This window comes from Bacteroides sp. AF34-31BH, from assembly GCF_003602795.1.
In the GTDB taxonomy this organism is placed as follows: domain Bacteria; phylum Bacteroidota; class Bacteroidia; order Bacteroidales; family Bacteroidaceae; genus Bacteroides; species Bacteroides uniformis.
Genome location: NZ_QTLV01000015.1, coordinates 17,629 through 42,409 on the forward strand (window position 1 = coordinate 17,629; position 24,781 = coordinate 42,409).

Genomic DNA, 24,781 nt, shown 5'->3' on the forward strand with positions numbered 1-24,781 from the left:
GGCAAGCCGATGTGTAGATTTTAAATAAATTAGAGGATTCTTTGCGGGGCAAAAAGAAAAAAGCAGGTAACACTTTCGTATCATCTGCTTTTCTTTCGAGCCTCTTGTCGGATTCGAACCAACGACCCCGAGATTACAAATCACGTGCTCTGGCCAACTGAGCTAAAGAGGCGGGTGGGTAAGCTTGCTATATCGCGCCGCTACAACCAACTACCTTTGCTGCGATCAAGCCCTGGAGGATTCGAAGGGAGCTGGCCGTATAGGACTTACCCGTTTTCGTTTTGCGGTTGCAAAGGTAGGCATTATTTTGAAATCTGCAATAGCTTGCGGCGATTTTTTTATTTGTTTTTTTAGATTCTCTATTCTATCCCTCTTCACGGCTCCTTATACAGATACTTTGGAGGGGAGGTACGGATTCTTTCCGGCATTACGATGGACAAATATTCCTTTTACTAAAAAGTATTCGTCCGATATGTGTAACCTTATCGTCCGACAGTTGTTGAATTATCGTCCGACAGCTGTCGGACGATAATTCAACAACTGTCGGACGAATACTTCTTAGTATACCGGAATCTAAAGTATAGTAATGCAAAAGATTGCCATTCGAGAAGAAAATAATAATCGGGGACGAAAAAACTGATAGGCTATTGTGCGCTACCTTGAAAATAAGCATTATTTTTGTGCAACTAACTATATAGTCATTATACGCATGAACAAACACATATTGTCATTCTACCTTTTTTTCTGCCTTTTTCTTTTTCTCCCTTTGGTCGAAGCAATTGCCGGCTGGAATAGCTTTATCGTCAATTTTGATAAAAGTGTTTATGGCAAGGGGACCCAGACTTGGCAGATAGCACCCTATGATGACAAGTGGGTATATTTCGCCAACAAGAACGGTATGGTGCAATTTGATGGCAATGTCTGGAATGTGTTTCCATTGAACAATGCTTCCGATGTGCGTTCCGTTCTGGCTTCTGCCACCCAAAAAAGAATTTATGTGGGGGGCATCAATGAGTTCGGCTATTATGAACCGGATGCGGACGGTTCTTTGGCCTATCATTGCATGTCCGATACTTTGGAGAGTTCCGTTCGTTTTCTTGGAAACGTGTGGGGCATTCATGAGACTGACAATATCTTGTATTTCCAAGGGGACGGGTGCGTGGTGAAGTTCCTGAACGGAAAATATACCGCCATTGAAATGAATGCCAAGATAGACTGTTCCAATATGGTCAATGGTATTCTTTATATCGGTACGGACAGGGGCGTATGGCTTTTGGTTGGAAACACTTTTTTTCCTCTTCAGGGTGCTGATGCGTTGGCTTCCAAACGTATTCGTGGCATTATACCTTATAAGAAAGGTGTTCTGGTGGTGACTGCATACAACGGACTTTACTATTGTGACGGGCGTACGATGGAACCGTTTATCACCGGTGCCGAAGAGTTTATGCGTGAGAATGAAGTCTTTTGCGTGGCCAAAAAGGATGATAAGATTGCCTTGGGAACCATTCATAAAGGATTGGTACTGGTGGATTGCAGCACCATGCAACTGAAATATTTCAATGAGAACAACGGCTTGCGTAACAATACGGTGCTTTCTGTCTCCTTCGATACAACCGGAAACCTCTGGGCCGGTCTGGATAGCGGCATTGACTACGTCTGTCTGAGTTCTCCTTTTACGAATCTCTATTCCTATCCTTATTCCTACGGCACGGGATATACGGCGGCCGTAGAAGGCGGCTATCTTTATTTAGGTACCAATCGGGGTTTGTATTACACCTCTTATCCGGTACAGATGAACGGCGATTTGCCGGATATCCGTCCGATGCCCCAATCCAGCGGACAGGTCTGGAACCTTTGCCGTATAGGTGATGAACTCTTCTGTCTGCACGACCGTGGTATTTTCCTTATCAATGGCACTTCCGTAAAACGCGTGACGGATATTGCCGGCGCCTGGTGTTGCCAGCTTGTGGCAGGACGTACGGACCTTATGTATGTCGGGGTATATAACGGTATTTATTTGGTTGGGAAAAAGAATGGAGAATGGCAGGTGGTTGGCAAGATTGAGGGTGTGAACGATTCTTGCCGTCTTTTTGAGCAGGAAAGTGATAAGGTGATTTGGGTGTATAATACAGACCACGTTACCCGTGTGGATTTGGATAATGATTTGACAAAAGCTGTCCGTATAAAGGAATATAGCGCGAAGGATGGTTTCCCGGTAGGACGTGATATGTATATAGCGAAGATAGAAGACCGGGTGTATTTTGCCACTCCCCGGGGAATCTATAAGCATAATCCTCATAAAGATGTCATGGAGCCTTGTCCGGATATGAACAACCTTTTGAATGGCACCACGGCCTATTCGCATATCTTGGAGTATCACGATAAGTTGATAAGTTTGAGCCCTCACGAAATCTGTATTGCCAATCTGGGTACCTATAAGCGGGGGGCGAATACAAGCATTAATCCCATCCAGCAATCGCTGATTGAACTGGTACCCGGTTTTGAAACGATTATTCCTCTTTCAGATTCGCTGATGGTGGTTCCTAATGAAGGAGGTTTCGCTTTGTTCAGTATCCCGGCCGTAAGGGAGCGTCAGGATCGTAGCCATTCCTTATATATAAGGAACATGTATCTGTCTTATCCCAAGGATTCATTGGTATATACCGCAAACTTTTTAGGAGAGAAGCCGGTTCCGGTGATAGCTTATTCCATGAATTCCGTTCGTTTTGACTATGCCCTTTCTTTCTTTGCGGTAGGAGATGATGTCCGTTTTCAATATCGTCTGAATAAGGGGAGCTGGTCCGATTTTACAACGGTACGCACCAAAGAGTATAGTAATCTGTCGGAAGGTGAATATACGTTTGAAGTTAAGGCGGTCTTTCCTGACGGTACGACATCATCGGATACAATTGCTTTCCGTATACTTCCGCCGTGGTATCGTAGTGCTGCTGCATACGTTTGTTATATCATCTTGGCTTTGCTTGCCTTATGGTATGTCTATCGTTGGGATGATGTCCGTGTGAAACGGAAGAAACAGCAGGCGGTAATCGAGAAAGATAAAGAGTTGCACGATATGGAAAGGGAGTACGAAGAGGAGAAAGCCCGTCAGGAAAAGCAGATTATGCAGCTGGAGAAAGAAAAATTGGAATACGATTTGCAACATAAGAGTCAGGAAATGGCCAATCTGATGATAAACTTTGTCCGTAAGAATGAAATGCTGACTGAAATCAAGTCAGAGATACTTAAAGTATCCGCCTTGCTGAAGGGTGAGGGGGCTCGGGAAGGAAAACAGCAACTCATACTTATTAATAATAAAATAGACGGTAATATACAGAGTGATGAGGTTTTGAAGCGTATTGAAGACCAGTTCGATTTGATACATAACAATTTTATGAAACGTCTTCATGCCAAGCATCCTGAACTTTCCCACAACGAACGCATGATGTGCGCTTATCTAAAGATGAATCTTTCCACGAAAGAAATAGCGCCTCTATTGAACATTTCGGTTCGTGGAGTTGAAACAATCCGTTATCGTCTTCGTAAGAAGTTCGCTTTAGAGAGAGAGGATAGTTTGACGGATTATTTAAGCAATAAACTGTAGTCTTTAGATATTAACTTCCTTTAAAAGAAGGAAGTGCATGGAAGGGAGGAATTTAATATTCCTCCCTTTTGTGTTCTATAACATGTTGTGACGTAATACTTAAAAGTATATATTAATTATTGATTATTAGTAAGTTATTTGCTGATGACGTATTGATAACGTATTTGAGTTTTGTATTTGACGTATTTAAGAATGATTGTTTCTTATTTGTTTTATTACCTTATTCTGTATGTTTGCATCGTTCGATTGAGAACAAAACCGAGAAACGTTAATCTTAATTTAGTAAAACTTATGAAAAAGTTATTATCAGTTTTATTTCTGTTAAGCTTTACCTTGGCTTCTGTATATGCCCAAGATATACAGGTAAAAGGTACAGTGGTAAGCGGTTCGGATAATGAACCGTTGCCTGGAGTAAATGTGGTAGTTAAAGGTACTACCAATGGTGGAATTACTGATTTGGACGGTAATTTTACATTGTCGGTTCCTGCCGACGCAACACTTTCTATTACCTATATTGGTTTTAAGTCACAAGAAGTAGCGGTAAATGGAAAAAATTCCTTGAAAATAGTTCTTCAAGAAGATTCAGAAACGCTGGACGAAGTAGTAGTGGTGGGGTATGGTGTTCAGAAAAAAAGTGTGGTAACAGCATCTATTGCCAAAGTTAGTAGTGAGGATTTGGAAAACAAATCTCCGGTGCGTATGGATAATGCATTGAAAGGTTTGGCTGCAGGTGTGGATGTAACTTCAGCTTCTGGTCAGCCGGGTGATTCTCCTCGTGTACGTGTACGTGGTATTGGTACTATCAACAATAGTGATCCGCTCTACATTGTAGACGGTATGCCTATTGGGGGTGGTCTTGATTTTGTAAATCCTAATGATATCGAGTCTATCGAAGTGTTGAAAGATGCTGCTTCTGGTGCTATCTATGGTGCGCGTGCTGCTAATGGCGTTATTCTAGTAACTACCAAAAAAGGTAAGATGGGTAAGGCACAAATTAATTACAATTTTTCTTATGGCTGGCAGAGTGCATGGAAGAGACGTGATGTGACTAGTGCGACAGACTATGCTATCCTTCAGAATGAAGCCAATGTGAATGGTGGTCAGGCTCCAATTTATGCAGATCCTTATAATTTGATTGATGCTAATGGAAATTCTATCAAAGGATTTGGCACTGATTGGCAAGATCTTGTTTTCTATGACAATGCTCCGGTAGTGAATCATGATGTGACAGTTAGTGGTGCATCGGAAAAAGTAAATTATTATTTGTCTTTGGGGTATTATTCACAAGATGGTATTGTTGGTGGTAATCACGGACATTCTAATTATGACCGTTTGACTATTCGTTCCAATACTCAATATAATCTAATTGATGCATCTAAAGAACGCGGTTTCCTTAATAAATTGGATTTAGGTGTAAATTTGGCTTATATGCGTACGCATTCAACAGGTGTTGGTACTAACTCTGAATTCGGTTCAATTTTGGGATCGGCTCTTTATCTGTCTCCTATTTTGACCCCTACATTGACTGGTGATGCAGCTGAAAAGATGATTGAAACTTATAAAGATTTTGATTTGCCTCGTGATGCAAATGGTGATCCTTATACAGTACCTGGCTATGGAGGAGCTTATCAGGAAATGAATAATCCGCTGGCTATGATGACATTGACTCCTACAAAGAATTGGTCGCATAAGTTTGTTCCAAAGTTTTCTATTGATCTTCAATTGTGGGATAATTTGAAGTATCACTTCAATTATAGTGCTGATATGGGATTTTGGGGTAATGAAGGGGCTACTAAGAGCAAGTATTATCTCTCAGCTAATAATAAGGCAACACATACTAATGCATCTTCATTCAAGGCACAGAATGTGACATGGCAGATTGAAAACACATTAACTTATGACAAAACTATCGGCAAACATACATTTGGTGTTGTATTAGGACAGTCTGCTCTTAAATATAAGGGAGATCAACTTGGTGGTAACCGTTGGAATCTGGTGAATCCTAATAAACCTTCTATTGATTATGCTACAGGGAATGTTGAATATACAAAGGATGCAGATGGTAATATTACTGGTGCTACAGTTCAGTATGGCGTTTATGGAGGTCCTTATACAGAACATAGAATGTCGTCTATGTTTGCTCGTTTGAGTTATAACTATAATGAACGCTATATGATTCAGGCTACAATCCGTCGTGATGGTTCAAGTCGTTTTGGTATTAATAATAAATATGGTACGTTCCCTTCAGTATCTGTGGGATGGAATGTGACAAATGAAGAGTTTATGGCTGATACGCGAGAATGGTTGTCTAACTTAAAGGTTCGTGCCAGTTGGGGTAAGAATGGTAATGATAACATAGCCGAATTTGGTTATACTTCATTGACGGCCATGGGTAACAATGTCCTTTTGGGTAAAGATGCCATCAAATGGAACGGTTCTAAAGCACAACGTTTGGCAAATCCTGATTTGAAATGGGAAGAGAGTGAGCAAACTGACTTAGGTATTGATTTGGGATTCTTTAATAATGCTTTAACATTCAGTGCTGACTATTACATAAAGAAAACCAATGGCATGATTATTACGATGCCTATCCCGAGTTATGTAGGTGAAACTAAACCTCTTGGTAACGTAGGTGATATGGAAAATAGTGGTTTTGAGTTTGAACTTGGCTATAAATGGAATATTGCTGATGCTAAATTTGCAGTAAAGGGAAATGCTACTTATCTTAAAAATGAATTGAAGAATTTGGGAAATGATACTGGCTATATGGATTTAGATGGTATTCAAGGATTCTCTGGTGGTGGTACACGCGGTTCTAACGGACAACCTTTCCCCTATTTCTATGGTTACAAGACTGACGGTGTTTTCCAGAATATGGATGAAGTTCGTGCTTATGTCAATAAAGATGGTAAAATGATTATGCCGGATGCGGTTCCTGGTGATACACGTTTTGTGGATGTAAATGGTGATGGTAGCATCTCGGCAGATGACCGTACTAACATTGGTAATGGTACTCCGGATTGGACTTATGGTTTGAATCTTAATGCTGATTGGAAAGGCTTTGATTTTAATATTTTCTTCCAAGGTGTAGCTGGTGCTGATGTGTTTGATGGCACTTATCGTACAGATGTTGCTTCTGGTAACTATCCTTCTTGGATGTTGGGACGTTGGACTGGTGAAGGTACTTCTAATAAGTATCCTCGTCTGGCTGTCGGTAATGCAACGAACTGGATGGTATCTGATCTTTATGTTTGTGATGGTTCATATCTTCGTCTTAAGAATATTACTTTGGGATATACATTGCCTAAGACTCTTACTCGCAAACTTACTATTGAACGTCTGCGTGTGTATGTGCAAGCTGAAAATCTTGTGACTTGGACCAAATATTGGGGATTTGATCCTGAAATTTCTTCAGGTGCAACTTCTCTTGGTGTTGACCGTGGTATTTATCCGCAGGCTCGCACATATACAGTAGGTGTAAATGTTTCTTTCTAATCTAAAAATAAGAACTATATGAAAACAAATAAAATATTAGCAATAGGCTTACTTGCTGCCGCTACAGTGTTGACTACCGGTTGCAGTGACAGTTTTCTTGAGGTGGAAAATCCGACAGGTGAACCATTGGAAGATTATTATACTACGGATGAGCATATTCAGGAAGCTCTGATTGCCGCCTATGACCCTCTCCATTGGCCAGATTGGGGATTGGGACAGTACAATGCCTTGAATATTGACGGTGAAATTATGGGCGATAATTTTTGGGTAGGTGGTGCAACCAAGACCGATATGCAGAATTGGCATATGTTATTTAATTATGAAGCTAATGAAAATAATACACTTGGCTCTCTTTGGACTGTGGATTATTCTGGCATCAAACGTTGTAATGACTTACTGAAATATCTTGATTGGGGTACTGATGTTACTGAGGCCAATCGTAAACTCTATGAGATGCAAGCCCGTTTACTACGTGTTTTCTATTATAATATGTTGTGGCATTATTTTGGTAATGTACCTTTCTATTTGGAGAATCTTTCCGAACCTCCTTATACGGCTCCGCAATATACTGCCGATCAGGTTTATGCTGAGTTGATCGCAGAACTTGAAGCTGTAATTGACTCTAAGGTGTTACCTTTGAAATATTATAAAACAATCAAAGAAGGTAAAGAAGTTGACGACGAAGGTCAGTTGGGACGTGTCACTCAAGCTATGGCTTATATGGTATATGCTGAAATGGTAATGTATCAGAATGATGAAAGTCGTTTCTCAAAAGCTTTAGGTTATATGAAGGAGCTTATTGATAGTCCTAGCTTTAGATTGAATCCTAGTTTTGCCAACATCTGGGAAACGGAAGGTGAATGGTGTGACGAATCTATCTGGGAAATTAATTATGAGCAAACTAATAACGAACGTGGCTGGGGAAGTCCGTTAGCTGTTGGTGGTACAGTGCTTCCTACTCTGATTTCTCCTAACTCTTTCCCAGGTGATGATGGTTGGTCAAAGGGTAATGATGGCTGGGGATTTATGCCCATGCGTCTTGAAACTTATCAAATGTTTAGTGAACAAGACAAACGTCGTGATGCAACTTGCTGGGTGATTGCCGAAGATGTAGAATATACGAAACGTTATCAAGATACTCATATTTGGTTACAAAAATATCGTCCGTATGATAAGAACTTCAAGCAGTCTTCCGGTGACCAGAATTTGAACTATAATAACAATTATCGTTATTATCGTTATGCTGAGACATTACTAAATGCTGCAGAACTTTCTCTTCGTACAGGTGGAAGTGGTACAGGTGAGGCTAAGACATGGTTGAACGAAGTTCGCACCCGTGCCGGTTTGGCTGGACTTGCAAACGTTACGGTTGACGATGTACTTACAGAACGTCGTTTGGAATTTGTAGGTGAAGGCAAGCGTTATTTTGATTTGGTACGTGCTGAAGGAATCAGTGGAGCATCAGCCAGCAATAAGGCTACTACTGCACTGATCCCCGATCAATATGGTTACCGTACTAATTCTTGGACTGCAAAGAAGAAATATATTCCTATTGCACAGGGAGAGTTGGATTCCGATCCGGCTTTGGTTCAAAATGCTTATAAATAGTTTACCATAACTCCATTAATAAATAATTGATATGAAAAATATATTTAAATATATGGCAGGCGTGTTGGTTGCTGGTTTTGCAATGACTTCATGTTCGCCTGAAGATTTTACGGGAGCCAATGGCAATATCCCACAAGCATCGGATTATACTGATAACTTTAAAGTTACTGTAGATCAGACAACCAATTATGCAAACTTTGAATTTACTTCTGCTCCTGGAGTGTCTCCAATTTGGATAATTGACGGCGCTTATCAAGCCTCATATGGCTTTTCCAAATATTATCGTAAAAAAGGTTCATATACAGTAGAATGTAAAGTAAAGAACGCAAATGGCATTAGTGATGGTTCGATAACCAAAACCTTTGAAATAGAGAAGACTATTATGAACGGTTTTGGTGGTTTTGTGGAAGATAGTGAATTTAACATGTTTAAGGGAGTAACTTTCAATGTGGCATCTTTCTACTATGCTCCAGGATGGGGGCAGATTGCAGATCCAAAATATACTTATCAGAATGGTGCATTTGTTGTTTCCTTACCGGAAGCTACTACCGATCAGTGGCAAGCTCAGATGCATGTGGAATTGGATAAGGTAATTGCTTTGTCAGTGGATAAAACCTATGATTTTTCGGTGATAATCACTTCTACTACCAAACATCCGGGCGTGACGGTTAAAGTACAGCAGAAAGGTGATGACAATACGTTTATCAATATGCAGCGTGTGGCTTTAGATGCTAATGAGCCTAAGTGTATATGGTTCAGTAACGTACCCGGTGTGAATATTACCGACTTGAAGTTTGCACTTGATTTTGGTGGTAATGAAGCTAATACGGATATTACTTTGGAAAGCTTTGTCTTGAAAGACCATGCTAATGATGACGGTACGGAAATTCCAGAAGTACAAGAGCCTGAACCTTCTTGGGTGAAGGTGGATAGTGAAGACAATCTTTGGAACGGGGCAACCTTTACCAATACTTTCTTCTATGCAAACCCGGATTGGAGTGCTAGACCTAATCCAGATTTAGTGGTGGATGGAAATGCTTATACACTCACTTTCCCTGATGCTACTGAAGCACAATGGCAGAACCAGTTCTCGTTTGTTACAGATTTGTCAGCCGATACAGAAACTGCCTATGATTTCTGTGTCACTCTAAATCCTAGTACTGATTTGAAGGGGGTAACAGTAAAACTGGTTCAGACTGATGAACCTGATGTCAAACATGATGATAACTTCTTCTTTGCAGAACAGACGGATTTGTTGGGTAATGAAGATAATAAATTTTGGGTTGCAAATAAAAAGGCGCCTAAAGATATGCATGCTATATCTTTAGTCTTGGATTTTGGTGGAAATCCTGCTGACACAAAAGTGACTATTAAAGATATTATTTTCCAGACTCATAGAGATTGATGGCTAGTATTAGATAGAATATTGGTCTGCTAAAAGCAGTGAATAATAAAAAGGGGGAAGGATGTGTGTTATCTTGGCAATTGCTGGAGTTTCATCCTTTCCCTTTTTCTCTACTTATGTTGTAAAATATATATATATATGAAATACTATTGTCTATTATCTATTCTTTTGTTTTCGTTGATTGCTTGTGGCAGTAGCGATGACAAGGAACCGCAATCCGAGGATGTTACCATTAAATGTTCTCCTGAAAAGATAGAGGCTGTTGCACAAGCTAGCCAATATGTGGTGAATGTGGTTTGTTCTGGTAAAGAGTGGACAGCTTTTGCCTCTGATGATTGCAGTTCATGGGTCAAAGTAAATGTAATGGGTTCTTCTTCTAGCCAAGGCACAGCGACAGTTATAGTCAGTGCTCATACGGGTACTACTTCTCGTACTGGTACGGTGGTGGTTAAATCTGGTGCTACTCGTGTATCTATTCCTCTTACGCAAGCGGCTCCTTTATCAGTGTCACAGACTGAGTTGTATTCTAATTCTATAGGAGAATCTTTTGTCTTATCTGTTATTGCTTCTGGCGAATGGAATGTGAAATCCAATGATAGTTGGATTAGCGCAGAAAAAAATAGTGGGGAAATTGTTGTGACCACTTTAGCTAATGATGCAAAGATTTCCCGTACGGGTACAGTTGAGGTTGTGGCTGGTGCAGAGAAAGTAACGGTAACAGTTATTCAAGAATCGGCTGAAGATCTGGATATCAATACTCCTGAGGGGTATCGGTTGGTTTGGCATGATGAATTTAATGAGGGCACATCTCTTGGCAATGATTGGACACACGAGGTTCAAGGAGCAGGGTGGGTAAATAATGAACTTCAAAATTACGTCAATGGTTCTGCTGACGGAAAGCGTGTGACAGAACTTGTGGACGGTAAGTTGAATATTAATTGTTTCAAAGGCTCCGATGGTAAAATTTACTCTGGTCGTGTGTATGCTAAAGTGAATACTGGTTGGGAATATGGCTATTTTGAAGCACGTATCATGTTGCCTGAAGGCAAGGGGACGTGGCCGGCTTTTTGGATGATGCCAGTTGGTAATGACTGGAATACTAACCCATGGCCCATGTGTGGTGAAATAGACATTATGGAGGAAGTGGGAGTCGTACCCAACGAAGTCTCTTCGTCTATCCATACGCAAGATTATAATCATACTATAGGTACGCAGAAAACACATGCCATGACTATAGAACAGGCAGAAGGAGAATTTCATCTCTATGCTTTAGAGTGGACAGAAGATGCCATCACTACATACGTAGATGGCAAGGTACAGTTGGCTGTTACCAAGCAACAATTGGGAGCTGGTCATAATCAATGGCCTTTCCATTATGCTTTCTATCCCATTCTGAATCTGGCTTGGGGCGGTGATTGGGGTGGAATGAACGGTGTGGATGAGTCTGCTCTTCCTGTAACGATGAAGGTGGATTATGTACGTGTATTTCAGAAGAAGTAGAACTGTTTTATTTAAATGAGATTTGAATATGAAGACTAAATATCTTTTTTTAATATTAATAGTTCTATCTTTCTTCTTTTCTTGTAGTCAAGAAGATGGAATTGTGATAGTGGAGGAACCTTTTAAAGATTCAGCTCTGGAGTTAGAACAAGCTAAATTGGCTATTTATGCTATGGGGCTTGACACTACATTTATGGTGGAATGGAATAATTATTACATTGTAGAAGAAGATATTTTGCTTTGCAAAGATAGTATTAATCTTACTTCTACTAGGCAATATCATGCAACTTATTATGTGGATAATTATCAAACAATTACAGTTGGAGTTGATAATACTATTGCTCAAAGTACCAATTGGAGAGAAGCTACTAAAGAGGCTATAGATGTATATAATAAATATACGGGGCTCCGTTTTGTATATAATGAGTATAATCCTCAAATAAAGATTTCTAAGAGCAATTTATATAATGCTATAGCATGTGCACAAGGGGAGTTCCCTTTATCAGGCAAACCTGGTAGTAAAATAATTATCAATGATAGTTTTTATAAAAATATAGATACCTTTTTGAGTTTAAGTCAAAAGAAGTTTTTATTAGTGCATGAGCTTGGGCATAATTTGGGATTACGTCATACTAATGGGCTTGGAGAGGGAGATGGTGGCGTTGGATTAGTTCAAATTCCTGGAACTCCTACATCAGATTCTCAATCTTTTATGAATTCAACTACGTGTGGTAATTCTTGGAATGGAGCTTCAACTTATGATGTTGTGGCACTTAAAACTTTATGGCCAAAATGTATAATATCTTTTGCCGATGGAAGTAGCCTTCCTCAAATGGAAGTAGATTATGGTAGTTATCTGAGTAGAAATTTAATTCCTACATCTGCTAAGGGCATATTTGCCGGATGGTTTAAAAATGCAGCTTTAACAATTCCATTTAGCTACGGAGAAACGATAATAGGTGATATTACTTTATACCCCAAATGGCGGGATAAGACTAATGTCATAAGATTAATGGCTATTTCTGATACTAGTGCTAGTACCGTAAGATTTACGCTTTCTCAGGTTACTCCTGTAACTTTTTTAGATATTGAGGTGGAGCGTGGATTTAATGAATGGTCGGAAATATCTCGATTTACGGAAGAAACTGGAGTTACTTTAACAAAGATTCCTGCATCATTCTCAATTCGTACTTTTATAGAGCCATATATTTGGAATGCTAATCCAAATAGTTATGCAATCTATAATTGGCAAGATGCTACTGTTCTTGACCCAGGCGAATATGTATTGGAGGCACGCTTTACAAAGAGTCTTGGATTACAAAATGGAGCAGATGGAAAACACGGAGTAATAAGGGCGGTAATAGAATATTAACTTTTTATGCTTTAGAACAATTGATAATGAAAAAAGAAAAAATATTTATTTTTATCTGTTTAGTTTTGTTGTCTGCCTGTTCTCCTTCTTCTTTAGACGGTATTGTGATAGAGAAAGCGGCAGACGGTTATAAACTTTCCATTGACGGAAGAGAAACCTATATTAAAGGCGTAGGCGGCACATATCGGTTGGACATTGCCGCCCAGAGTGGTGCCAATGCCTTCAGAACCTGGGGAGGTAATGTGGAGGAGATAAAGAAGAGCCTGGCATTGGCTTCGGAGCACAACATGTACGTAATGCAGGGAATAGGCATGACCAAAGACTCTATACGCTATTACGATGATGAATATAAGAACAAGATGCGCGAAGAAGTCCGCTTGTTGGCAGAAACGTTCAAGAATGATACGAGTTTGCTGGCTTGGGGTATTGGCAATGAAATTGAGTTGGGAAATGCCAATATAGCTGCCGCATGGAATTTTGTGGAAGAACTGGCACAGCTGATTAAGTCGATAGACAAGCGTCATCTGGTTTCGACAGTGATTTCCTACAATCCGTCGGCATTGGACTCTGTGGCAAAGTATGCTCCGTCTCTCGATTATGTGGGCATCAATGTATATGGTCCGATGGGAGAGGTGCAGGCTGTTGTTGACCGGTCGGACTACAAGGGTGCATTTATGATTACCGAGTGGGGACCGACCGGTTGGTGGGAAACAGCGTCAACCGAGTGGAAGGCACCCATAGAGCAGACCAGTGAAGAAAAACGGCAGGTATACGAAGAGCGTTATACGCAATATATTTCTGCCAATCCCCGTTGCTTGGGCTCTTTTGTATTCTTGTGGGGACAAAAAGAAGAACGTACGCCTACCTGGTTCAGTATGTTTGTAGAAGACACGGTGGATATGCTGCCTCTGAAAGGAGAAAAGACTCCTATGGTAGAGGCTATGCAAAGAGTGTGGACTGGTAAGGAACTGGATGAAACGGCTCCGGTAATTCTGGGTATGATGACTGGCAATGGGAAGAGTGCTATTGATAATGTCCGCATCAAGGCAGGTGCTTCATTGAAAGCAGAGGTTGCGGCCATAGACAAGGAAAATGATTCTCTGACTTATGTTTGGGAAGTGCTTAAAGAAGCTACAGTGCTGGGCTTTGGAGGTTCTTATGAACCGCGTCCGGAAAGAGTCGGTGAGGTGGCTATGTCAGATAAAAATGTGTATGAGACTGCAATTAAAGTTCCCGGAGAATATCGTTTGTACGTATATGTACTTGATAATACGGGCTTTGTCTCCACAGCAAATATTCCATTTCAAGTAATAGATTAAAGATGAAAACAATGAAAATGCTCTCTGCTTGTTTGTTGCTGCTTCCTTTTATATCTTGTACTCAAGTGCAGGATATAAAAAATGATGCAGTCATCGAGCAGAAAATAGAAACGCTGTTGTCCAGTATGACATTGGAGGAAAAAATTGGGCAGATGAACCAGATTTCTTCTTATGGCAACATAGAGGATATGAGCGGATTGATAAAGAAAGGTGAAGTCGGGTCTATCTTGAATGAAGTAGATCCGGTGCGTGTCAATGCCTTGCAGCGTGTGGCAATGGAGGAGTCCCGCTTGGGCATCCCCTTGCTGATGGCGCGTGATGTGATCCACGGTTTCAAGACCATATTCCCTATTCCCTTGGGACAAGCGGCATCTTTCAACCCGCAGGTGGCTAAGGATGGTGCACGGGTAGCGGCTGTGGAGGCTTCTGCTGTGGGTATCCGCTGGACATTTGCACCGATGATAGATGTGGCTCGCGATCCCCGTTGGGGGCGTATGGCCGAAGGATGTGGCGAAGATACTTATTTGACTTCGGTGATGGGTGTTGCTATGGTCGAAGGTTTCCAGGGAGATTCGCTGAACAGTCCGACTTCCATAGCCGCATGTCCTAAACATTTTGTAGGTTATGGTGCTGCCGAGGGCGGGCGTGATTATAATTCCACTTTCATTCCGGAGCGTCGTTTGAGGGATGTATACCTTCCTCCTTTTGAAGCTGTAGCCAAGGCAGGAGCAGCTACTTTCATGACTTCGTTCAATGACAATGACGGAGCACCGTCTACCGGAAACACTTTTATTTTGAAAGATGTGCTTCGTGGTGAATGGGGATTTGATGGAATAGTAGTGTCAGACTGGGCTTCGGTAGCCGAAATGATGGCACATGGCTTTGCTGCCGATTCTAAAGAGGCAGCAATGAAGGCGGTGAATGCTGGTGTGGATATGGAGATGGTCAGCTATACGTTTGTCAAGGAATTGCCGGAATTGATAAAAGAAGGTAAGGTCAAGAAGTCTGCTATAGACGATGCCGTGCGGAATATTCTGCGTATCAAATTCCGGTTGGGACTGTTTGATAATCCTTATGTGGATGAGAAACGGATAGAGGAACTTTATGCTCCTTCTCATCTGGAGGCTGCCAAGCAAGCTGCTGTGGAATCGGCCATCTTGTTGAAGAACGAAAAGGAGACATTGCCTTTGCAATCTTCGGTAAAGACGGTTGCTGTGGTAGGTCCGATGGCAAATGCACCTTATGACCAATTGGGTACCTGGATATTTGATGGTGACAAGACAAAAACCGTGACACCGTTGAAGGCTATCAAGGAACTGGTGGGGGACAAAGTGCAGGTGATATACGAGCCGGGTCTGACTTATAGCCGTGACAAGAATATGGCAGGTGTTGCCAAAGCCGCTGCTGCCGCTGCACGTGCTGATGTTATTTTGGCGTTTGTAGGCGAAGAGGCTATTCTTTCAGGAGAGGCGCATTGCCTGGCCGACCTGAACCTGCAAGGTGCGCAAAGCGAACTGATTGCCGCTTTGGCGAAAACAGGAAAACCGGTGGTTACTGTCGTAATGGCAGGGCGTCCGTTGACCATAGGAAAGGAAGTCGAACTCTCGTCAGCTGTACTTTATTCGTTCCATCCCGGAACCATGGGAGGACCGGCATTGGCCGACTTGTTGTGGGGCAAGGCTGTGCCAAGTGGCAAGACTCCGGTGACTTTCCCGAAGATGGTAGGACAGATACCGGTTTATTATGCTCATAACAGTTCCGGACGTCCGGCTACGCGGAATGAGGTTTTGCTGAATGACATTCCGTTAGAAGCGGGGCAGACTTCGTTGGGATGTACTTCTTTCTATATGGATGCAGGTTTCGATCCGCTGTATCCGTTTGGCTACGGTCTGTCGTATACGACGTTCAAATATGATAATGTGAAACTCTCGTCTGCCAATCTGAAGAAGGAAGATGTGCTGACTGTGACTTTCGATCTTGAGAATACCGGAAAGTATGAAGGTACCGAGGTAGCCCAGCTTTACGTGCAGGACAAGTTTGCTTCGGTGACCCGTCCGGTGAAAGAGCTGAAACGCTTTGCTCGCGTCACATTGAAGCCGGGTGAGAAGAAAAATGTATCGTTTGAACTTCCGATAAGTGAACTTGCTTTCTGGAATATAGATATGGTGAAGACGGTGGAAGCCGGAGACTTTGCTCTTTGGGTGGCACCGGATAGCCAAAGTGGAGAAGAAGTTTTCTTTAAGGTAGTAGATTGATTGTTGATTTAAGGTTAAAAAGAGAAGGGGCGGACCGTGACGGTTCGCCCCTTCTGCTTTCTTCTTTATAAGCCCCGCCTTCCGGCAAATAACTCATCACTTATTACTTATAACTTTCTTATATCCATACACCGCATTGCTTCCCAGTTCTTCTTCGATGCGAAGCAGTTGGTTGTACTTTGCCATACGGTCTGAGCGGCTCAGCGAACCGGTCTTGATTTGTCCACTGTTGGTAGCTACGGCTATGTCTGCGATAGTCGCATCTTCCGTTTCACCGGAACGATGGGAAGTTACGGTAGTATATCCGTGGCGGTGTGCCATTTCGATGGCGTTCAGTGTTTCGGTCAGCGAACCTATCTGGTTTACTTTAATCAATATGGAATTGGCACAGCCTTTTTCGATGCCCATTGCAAGGAAGTCCACATTGGTGACGAACAAATCGTCTCCTACCAACTGGCAACGGTTACCGATACGGTCGGTCAGTTTTTTCCAGCCGTCCCAGTCGTTCTCGCTCATGCCGTCTTCGATAGAGTCGATGGGATACTTGTTGATTAACTCTTCCAGATAGTCAATCTGTTCGTCGGCAGTACGTTTCTTGCCTTTTTCACCTTCGAATTTGGTGTAATCGTAGATGCCGTCATGGTAGAACTCGGAAGAAGCGCAGTCCATGGCAATCATTACGTCTTTGCCCGGTTCGTATCCGGCAGCCTTGATGGCGGCAATGATGGAGTTCAAGGCATCTTCTGTACCCTCTAGATTAGGAGCAAAACCTCCTTCATCGCCTACTGCTGTGCTGAGGCCACGGTCTTTTAGGACTTTCTTCAGTGCGTGGAACACTTCGGCACCCATACGCAGACCTTCGCGGAAGGAAGTGGCACCTACGGGGCGTATCATGAATTCCTGGAAAGCAATGGGAGCGTCACTATGTGAACCGCCGTTGATGATGTTCATCATCGGTACAGGCATCACATAGGTATTTGTACCACCGATATATCGGTAGAGTGGGATGTCAAGGTAAGCGGCGGCAGCCTTGGCTACAGCAAGAGATACGCCGAGGATGGCATTGGCACCCAGATTGGCTTTCGTTTTGGTTCCGTCCAGTGCAAGCATGGCATGGTCGATACCCATCTGGTTGAGGGCGGACATACCGATGAGCTTGGGAGCAATGATATTATTGATATTGTCCACGGCTTTCAGGACACCTTTGCCTCCGTAACGTTTTTTGTCACCGTCACGCAGTTCCAATGCTTCGTGTTCTCCCGTGGATGCTCCTGACGGGACAGATGCACGGCCTATGAAGCCGGATTCCAAGGTTACGTCTACTTCTACAGTTGGGTTACCTCTTGAATCGAGGATTTCACGTCCGATAATCTTCTCTATTTTCATATTCAGTCAATTTTAATTATAAACTATCTTACTAACAAATGAAAACAAGGAATTGTTTTTCGTTTTTAATCCTTTATTGTAATGCCTAAAAGAGCAGTCAACTCCATGGCTTGGGAAGTATTGACGATGGCTCCCCGTATGTCGGGCAGGTTGAGGCGTATACCTCCTATGTGCGAGTCGCTCAAGTCGATACCTCTTAGAGGGGTGTGCGAAAACTCGGATTCTACCAGCTCACAGTTTTCAAAGGCGATGGAGGCAAGTTTGCAGTCGTTGACGTCGCTGTTGCGCAAGTCACAAGAGGTGAAGCGGGCTTGATTGATTTTACTCATGGAAAGATTGAGGTATCTGGCATTGCAGTCCTTCATTGTCAGATGGTTCAATATTGTTTCCGGCAGATTGGTTCCCACCAGTTTGCAGGATATGAATTCCACTCTGAACAGAGAACTTTCGGCAAATGAGATGTTGGAAAGGTCGCAATGTTCAAAACGTACATCAGTGAAATGGCAGGATTTCAGTTTGCAGGCGCTGAATTGGATATGACTGAAAGTACAGTTGGTGATGCTTTTGTAGGAATACTCCATGTGTTCCTCTGTCCGTTTACCGAAGTGAAGGTCTCTGACAGTTTCTTCCGTATTCAGCCATTCTTCCAATGATTTGGAACTTTCACTTTGTCCCTCTAAGGTAGGAGGGATGATGCGTACGGGAGGCATGACAAAAGGCTTGCTGGGTTTCATAGGGGTGTTTGGGTTATATACAGCGTCCGAAGGCGCCGCCGGCGAAGGCTGCCAGGACTCCTAATGTGATACTTAATAAGGTATATAAGGCAAACATTCCGTAGAATTCTTGCTTTATCAGAATCAGTCCGTCATTGCTGAAAGTGGAGAAGGTGGTGAATCCTCCGCACAGACCGGTAGTCAGCAACAGCCGTACCTCAGTAGAAAGGTTGAAACGGGCGGATAAGGTATAGAATAGCCCGATGAGGAAACTTCCGAGGATATTGACTGTGAATGTAGCCCATGGGAAAGAGTAGGGGACTATGCGCTCGTGGAGCATCATCTGCACGCAGTAGCGCAGTACGCTGCCGGTACCGCCGCCAAGGAATATAGCTATCAGTAATCTAGTCATAGGTTGTCTGGGGTTGGTTTTGGCTGCAAAGGTAGTGAAGACAAAGGAATTTCAGTAAATCATAGCCCGAAATTTCATAAAGCGATTCTGTACTGGGGGAAGTAGTTATTGGTGGGATGTATATAATTTTGATATTTGATATGAGTGATTGCCAATCTTGGTTCCGGATAGTTCGTGATGGGGCAGAAGCGATTTACTAAATCTTGGAGGAAGATTTAGTAAATCGTTGCCGGAGATTTAGTAAAATGTCCGGGAGATTTTAGTAAACGAGTAGAAGGGGCTTTGGAAGGATGACTGGTTTGTCTGTATTTTTGGATACGGTAATAACTTGTGAAACTTGAGCCACTCTTGAAATTGAGGTCTTAACCGTTCAAATGCCATATTGTAGAGACCTCTCTAGAACCTTGTCTTGATAATCAGCGATTTATTTTCATTGGCTGTAGAGATTGTATCCATTCCTTCTCATTCTCTTCCTGCCTTTCTTTCTTCACTTGTAGAGAAGGGTTGTTTTTAATTTGTTGTTTTTTAGAGTTTTAACGAAATTGGTTGTAGATGTCATTTCCTTGTATTCCCGTCATTCACACCCTAACTTTGCAACATCGAATTCAAGAGAATGAAAGTTTATCGTTGAGGCCTCACGATGGATCTCCACTTCTTGAAAGAGAGGAAAAGGCTTCGGCCTATTTATTACATTATTATATTAACTTTCTAAAACATTAAAAATTATGGGACTTCAGTATGTAGTGGCAAAGAGAATCTTTGGTTTTGACAAGGACAAAAATGTAAAGTATGTAGCTAAATCCGTAGGAGCGGGTGAATTGGATTTTGATAAGTTGTGTGCCAAAGTGAGCCGTATTCTTGGTATTCACAGAAAGACGGTGGACTTAGTGGCTGCAGGACTGGTGGACATCATGTCGGAAGAAATAGACGATGGAAAGACTGTTCGTTTAGGTGATTTCGGATTGTTCCGCCCTTCTTTTGTAGGGAAGAGTGCTGATACGGAGGCTGGCGTTTCGGCCAGTAACATTGTCCGTAAACGTATTCTGTTTTTTCCGGGGAAAGCTTTTAGTCAAATGTTGGGCAATATGAGCGTCATCAAGATGGTGGTTCCCGATACGGACTATACGGATGGAAGTAGCAATGGTGGAGGGGATAACTCCAATCCTTCGGGAGGCAATGACGGGGACCAAGGTGAAAATCCTTTGGGATAATTCCAGTGCACGATTAAAGTTGTAAAAATATGGAGGGCGAAGTTTTCGTAGCGATACTTCTCCTTCTATTTTGTTTGTAGGCAGGATATTGTTCAAGGGAAGTTGGTTTTCATGCAAACGTTTGCCGACAAATCATCTATCATTTTAGTTTAATTGCGTCAGAGTGTATTTCTTTCCTGCCTATATTTGCATCTGGAACATAATTTTATAAATATAGCATGAGAAACATGAAAGCAATCTGTACAAAATTAGCCTGCTTCCTGCTCGTTTTGTTGGTGAGCGGTGTAGCAATGGCAGAGAGTATTACCTCTCCCAACGGACAACTTCAATTGAATTTTTCGGTAAATGCGCAAGGCGAACCCGTTTACGAACTTTCTTATAAAGGAAAGCCGGTGATTAACCCTTCCAAATTAGGACTCGAACTGAAGAACGACCCCGGTCTGATGAATGGCTTCACGATGGAGGATGCAAAGACTTCCACTTTCGACGAGACTTGGGAACCGGTATGGGGTGAAGTAAAGCAAATCCGTAACCACTATAATGAGCTGGCTGTGACGCTCAACCAAAAGGCGCAGGATAGGAACATCATTATCCGCTTCCGTTTGTTCGACGATGGTATGGGCTTCCGTTATGAGTTCCCTTTGCAGAAGAACTTGAACTATTTCGTGATTAAGGAGGAGCGTACTCAGTTTGCCATGACTGGCGACCATACAGCCTTCTGGATTCCGGGCGACTACGATACGCAGGAATATGATTACACAGAATCCAAACTTTCTGAAATTCGCGGGTTGATGAAAGGGGCCATTACGCCTAACTCTTCACAAACCCCGTTTTCGCCCACCGGTGTTCAGACTTCTTTGCAGATGAAGACTGCTGATGGTTTGTACATCAACTTGCACGAGGCTGCTTTGGTGGATTACTCTTGCATGCACTTGAATCTGGATGATAAGAATTTTGTTTTTGAATCTTGGCTTACTCCCGATGCAGTAGGCGATAAAGGTTATCTGCAAGCTCCCTGCACGTCACCGTGGCGTACGGTTATCGTAAGCGACGATGCTCGTGACATCCTTGCCTCTAAAATCACGCTGAACTTGAACGAACCTTGTGCTTACGAGGACGTTTCCTGGATTAAGCCCGTGAAATACGTAGGTGTATGGTGGGAAATGATTGCAGGTAAGAGCACCTGGGCATATACAGACGACCTTCCCTCCATCAAACTGGGTGAAGTGGACTACTCCAAAATGAAGCCCAACGGCCGTCACGGTGCCACTAACGAAAATGTAAAAAAGTACATCGACTTCGCAGCTGAGCACGGTCTGGACCAAGTATTGGTAGAAGGCTGGAATGAAGGCTGGGAAGACTGGTTTGGCAAATCCAAGGATTATGTATTCGATTTTGTGACCCCTTATCCCGATTTCGACGTGAAGATGCTGAATGAATATGCCAAGAGCAAAGGCGTGAAGCTGATGATGCATCATGAGACATCCGGTTCGGTGCGCAACTACGAACGTCACATGGACAAGGCCTATCAGTTTATGGTGGATAATGGCTACAATGCCGTGAAGAGCGGATATGTAGGTAATATGATTCCCCGTGGTGAACATCATTATGGGCAATGGCTGAACAACCACTACCTCTATGCCGTGAAGAAGGCAGCCGACTACAAAATTTGTGTAAATGCGCACGAAGCTGTACGCCCTACCGGTTTGTGCCGTACTTATCCTAACTTGATTGGCAACGAATCTGCACGAGGAACTGAATATGAGGCATTCGGCGGTAGCAAACCGTTCCATACCACATTGCTTCCATTCAACCGCTTGATTGGCGGTCCGATGGATTATACACCGGGTATCTTCGATACCAAACTTGACTTTATGGGCGATTTGCCCCACGGACAAGTGCAGACTACACTTGCTAAGCAACTCGCTCTGTATGTAACTTTATACAGCCCGTTGCAGATGGCTGCCGACTTGGTTGAGAACTACGAAAAGCACATGGATGCTTTCCAATTCATCAAGGATGTGGCAGTAGACTGGGACGACAGCAAGTACATTGAAGCAGAACCGGGTGATTACATTACCGTGGCCCGTAAGGCAAAAGGAACCGGCAACTGGTTTGTAGGAGGTATTACAGACGAGAATGCACGTACAGCCAACTTTACGCTCGACTTCCTTGAACCGGGCAAGCAATACGTAGCCACTCTCTATGCCGACGGTAAAGATGCTGATTACAAGGAGAACCCTACTTCTTATCAGATAAAGAAGGGTATCGTAACCAGCAAGACCAAAATGTCCGTGAAGGAAGCGCGTAGCGGTGGTTTTGCATTGAGCTTGATTGAAGCGACTCCGGCTGACAAGAAAGCTGTGAAGAAGTGGAGATAATTTAGGGTAGAAAGAGTTTTTATTAGGCATTAGTGAGGCCCCGCAGAAGTCCAATCTTTGCGGGGCTTTTTTTGTGTTAGGGTAAGCTCATTCTTATACCGTAAAAATAGCATCAAGACCCGAGTTTTTGGTAAGTCCGTTCTTTGGGGAAACCTTTATTTTTGCACTCAGATAACAGATTGCATAATCATTAAAAATCAGAGATATGAATACGGATAAGAAAATCAGTCGTCGGGAGGCTTTAAAGCGTATGGGATTTGCCGTGATGAGCGGTGCTATCGCATCTTCCGGCCTACTCTCGTTGGCATCCTGCGAAACAAAAAGGAGTAAGCGTATCATCTTTTATTTTACCGGAACGGGTAACAGTCTTTACATCGCCCGTCAGTTGGCTGGAGAGAACGCAGAATTGTTGAGTATCCCTCAGATGGTGAAACGGGGGAAGTATGAATTTGAGGCAGATGAAATCGGCATCGTTTATCCCATCTACGGTCATATGCCTCCCTATATGGTACGGCAGTTCATTCAGAAAGCAAAACTGAAGGCAGAATACAAGTTTGCTGTCCTCACCTATGGTGCAAGGAAGTGCGATGCGGTAGAGATTTGGGACCGTATATCCCGTAAAGCCGACAATGCGTTCGACTATATCAGCACTATCATCATGGTGGATAACTGGCTACCCAACTTCGACATGAACGAGCAACTCAAGATAGACAAGCACATCCCCGAGAACTTGCAGAAGATAACGGCAGATATCAACAGTCGGCAGCATTGGCACGAACCGGTGACGGAGGAGGAACGGCAACAGCACCAAGGTTTTATGCAGCGGAGTGGACTCAACCCCGAGGTGGGCTTCCTGATGAAAAGCGAGAAGTTCTTTACCGTGACCGATGTTTGTATTGACTGTGGCATCTGTACCTACGTTTGTCCGCGCGGCAACTATGAGTTGACGTCGAGAGGAGTGAAGACGTCCGGTGACTGCGAGTTCTGTTTTGCCTGCATACAGAATTGTCCGCAGAAGGCTATTCAGTTCATAAAGCAGGAAGATGGCTCTTTTCCTGACGGAACGGAGAAGAACCCCAATGCCCGCCATCGTAATGAGCATATTTCGCTAATAGATCTGAAACGGGCAAACAATCAAAAACTATAATCATTAACCTCTGTATTTTGTCGGATTTACACCCAGATGTTGTTGTACGTAACGGCTAAAATAAGCAGGAGAGGAAAAACCGAACATATCGGAAATACGGACGAACGTTAGTGATTTGTCGCGCAGCAAACGCGAGATGTCGAGTGTGGTATAACGGTTTATCCAGTAGTTTGCTGTATAACCGCTTACTTTCTTGGAAACTTCCGAAAGATATTTGGAGGTGACACATAGGCAGTCGGCATAATAGGTCACTTCACGATGCTCGCGGAAAGTTCCGTTCTCCAGCATGTTGAGGAAACGGCTCATGATGGAAGCATTTTGTACAGAGATATTGTCCTCGCCATATAGATGGGAGTGGAAATCGAAGAAGTCGAGTATCAACATCTGTGTGGAGGCGATAAGCATATCGCGATGGAAATGATGGTCTGTATTCCGGAGTCTGTATTCCACTTGTTCAAAATCCCGGAGACATAGCTCTTGCTGTTCGGTAGTCAGGGACATGATAGGATTGAGAAATAGGGAAAGTTGCCCTTTCATGCCGTAGTTGTTCTGTGGTGTACTCAGCACCACAAAGCCCGATGCGATATAGATGACCTTTACGCGAAAATCTTCTGAAGGTTGAATTTTCTCTACCAGTTTTCCTTTGCGGACAATCATCAGGTCGCCGGCACGTAGCTCGCGCTCCTCTCCATTGTACTTCAATCGGCAGATTCCTGACAGACAGAGGGCGTGTGCAAGATAGCCACTGTATGCGTCCGTCCCCAGACCTTGAAGAGTATCGGCTATTATAATATTTGCGGTTTCTCCCATTATACAGTTGTTTGGTTTCGATCACAAAAGTATATGTTTCCAATAATATAACTTCTATTGTGGGCAAGAAATATATTGCCTTTTTTATTCATTTCAAATCTGCCCGAATTTCGCAAATTCTTCATACCTTTGCATCCGTTAATTTTAGAAACCAATAACAAAACAG

The 24,781-nt window shown here is 42.8% G+C and carries 15 protein-coding genes and 1 tRNA gene; 11 read left to right on the plus strand and 5 right to left on the minus strand.

The features are described from left to right. Positions 1 to 98 precede the first annotated feature (98 nt). Positions 99 to 172 (minus strand) — tRNA-Thr (locus tag DWZ67_RS17850). A gap of 537 nt (positions 173 to 709) precedes the next feature. Between DWZ67_RS17850 and DWZ67_RS17860 the strand changes: the two genes are divergently transcribed. The 8 genes from DWZ67_RS17860 (at position 710) to DWZ67_RS17895 (ending at position 16,555) form a co-directional block, all read left to right on the plus strand. Beyond that, positions 710 to 3,601: a triple tyrosine motif-containing protein gene (locus DWZ67_RS17860; RefSeq protein WP_120139475.1), complete on the plus strand. Its 2,892-nt coding sequence runs from the start codon at positions 710 to 712 to the stop codon at positions 3,599 to 3,601. A 291-nt stretch (positions 3,602 to 3,892) separates the two neighbouring features. Beyond that, positions 3,893 to 7,096, plus strand: a complete 3,204-nt coding sequence (locus tag DWZ67_RS17865; protein WP_120139447.1) for a SusC/RagA family TonB-linked outer membrane protein — start codon at positions 3,893 to 3,895, stop codon at positions 7,094 to 7,096. Between the two features lie 18 nt (positions 7,097 to 7,114). Then, on the plus strand, positions 7,115 to 8,704 hold the full coding sequence (locus DWZ67_RS17870; protein WP_005835927.1) for a RagB/SusD family nutrient uptake outer membrane protein: 1,590 nt from the start codon (positions 7,115 to 7,117) through the stop codon (positions 8,702 to 8,704). A gap of 31 nt (positions 8,705 to 8,735) precedes the next feature. Continuing rightward, the gene (locus DWZ67_RS17875) at positions 8,736 to 10,109 is read left to right on the plus strand and encodes a hypothetical protein (protein ID WP_005826835.1); all 1,374 of its coding nucleotides are present in this window, start codon (positions 8,736 to 8,738) and stop codon (positions 10,107 to 10,109) included. Between the two features lie 138 nt (positions 10,110 to 10,247). After that, positions 10,248 to 11,609, plus strand: coding sequence for a family 16 glycosylhydrolase (locus DWZ67_RS17880; protein WP_005826833.1), 1,362 nt, complete (start codon positions 10,248 to 10,250; stop codon positions 11,607 to 11,609). Positions 11,610 to 11,637: 28 nt separating this feature from the next. Further along, complete coding sequence (locus tag DWZ67_RS17885) at positions 11,638 to 12,981, plus strand: M57 family metalloprotease (protein ID WP_120139448.1); 1,344 nt, start codon at positions 11,638 to 11,640, stop codon at positions 12,979 to 12,981. A gap of 26 nt (positions 12,982 to 13,007) precedes the next feature. Beyond that, the gene (locus DWZ67_RS17890; RefSeq protein WP_120139449.1) at positions 13,008 to 14,300 is read left to right on the plus strand and encodes a glycoside hydrolase family 2 TIM barrel-domain containing protein; all 1,293 of its coding nucleotides are present in this window, start codon (positions 13,008 to 13,010) and stop codon (positions 14,298 to 14,300) included. 2 nt (positions 14,301 to 14,302) lie between these two features. Then, entirely contained in the window at positions 14,303 to 16,555 is a 2,253-nt protein-coding gene (locus DWZ67_RS17895; RefSeq protein WP_035449412.1) for a glycoside hydrolase family 3 N-terminal domain-containing protein, read from the plus strand. A 96-nt stretch (positions 16,556 to 16,651) separates the two neighbouring features. On the opposite strand, the gene eno is transcribed toward DWZ67_RS17895, so the two are convergent. From eno to crcB, 3 genes are all read right to left on the minus strand, one after another. Continuing rightward, on the minus strand, positions 16,652 to 17,941 hold the full coding sequence (eno, locus tag DWZ67_RS17900; protein ID WP_005826824.1) for a phosphopyruvate hydratase: 1,290 nt from the start codon (positions 17,939 to 17,941) through the stop codon (positions 16,652 to 16,654). 65 nt (positions 17,942 to 18,006) lie between these two features. Next, on the minus strand, positions 18,007 to 18,675 hold the full coding sequence (locus DWZ67_RS17905) for a pentapeptide repeat-containing protein (RefSeq protein ID WP_016273353.1): 669 nt from the start codon (positions 18,673 to 18,675) through the stop codon (positions 18,007 to 18,009). 13 nt (positions 18,676 to 18,688) lie between these two features. Beyond that, entirely contained in the window at positions 18,689 to 19,066 is a 378-nt protein-coding gene (crcB, locus tag DWZ67_RS17910) for a fluoride efflux transporter CrcB (protein WP_005826820.1), read from the minus strand. A gap of 725 nt (positions 19,067 to 19,791) precedes the next feature. Between crcB and DWZ67_RS17915 the strand changes: the two genes are divergently transcribed. From DWZ67_RS17915 to DWZ67_RS17925, 3 genes are all read left to right on the plus strand, one after another. Further along, positions 19,792 to 20,277, plus strand: coding sequence for a DsbA family protein (locus DWZ67_RS17915; protein WP_120139450.1), 486 nt, complete (start codon positions 19,792 to 19,794; stop codon positions 20,275 to 20,277). A 218-nt stretch (positions 20,278 to 20,495) separates the two neighbouring features. Beyond that, positions 20,496 to 22,658, plus strand: a complete 2,163-nt coding sequence (locus DWZ67_RS17920) for a glycoside hydrolase family 97 protein (protein ID WP_057088054.1) — start codon at positions 20,496 to 20,498, stop codon at positions 22,656 to 22,658. A 205-nt stretch (positions 22,659 to 22,863) separates the two neighbouring features. Then, on the plus strand, positions 22,864 to 23,805 hold the full coding sequence (locus tag DWZ67_RS17925; protein ID WP_120139451.1) for an EFR1 family ferrodoxin: 942 nt from the start codon (positions 22,864 to 22,866) through the stop codon (positions 23,803 to 23,805). A gap of 3 nt (positions 23,806 to 23,808) precedes the next feature. Here the strand turns inward: DWZ67_RS17925 and DWZ67_RS17930 are convergent, their stop codons facing one another. Continuing rightward, positions 23,809 to 24,615, minus strand: a complete 807-nt coding sequence (locus DWZ67_RS17930; protein ID WP_005826809.1) for a helix-turn-helix domain-containing protein — start codon at positions 24,613 to 24,615, stop codon at positions 23,809 to 23,811. Between the last annotated feature and the right edge of the window lie 166 nt (positions 24,616 to 24,781).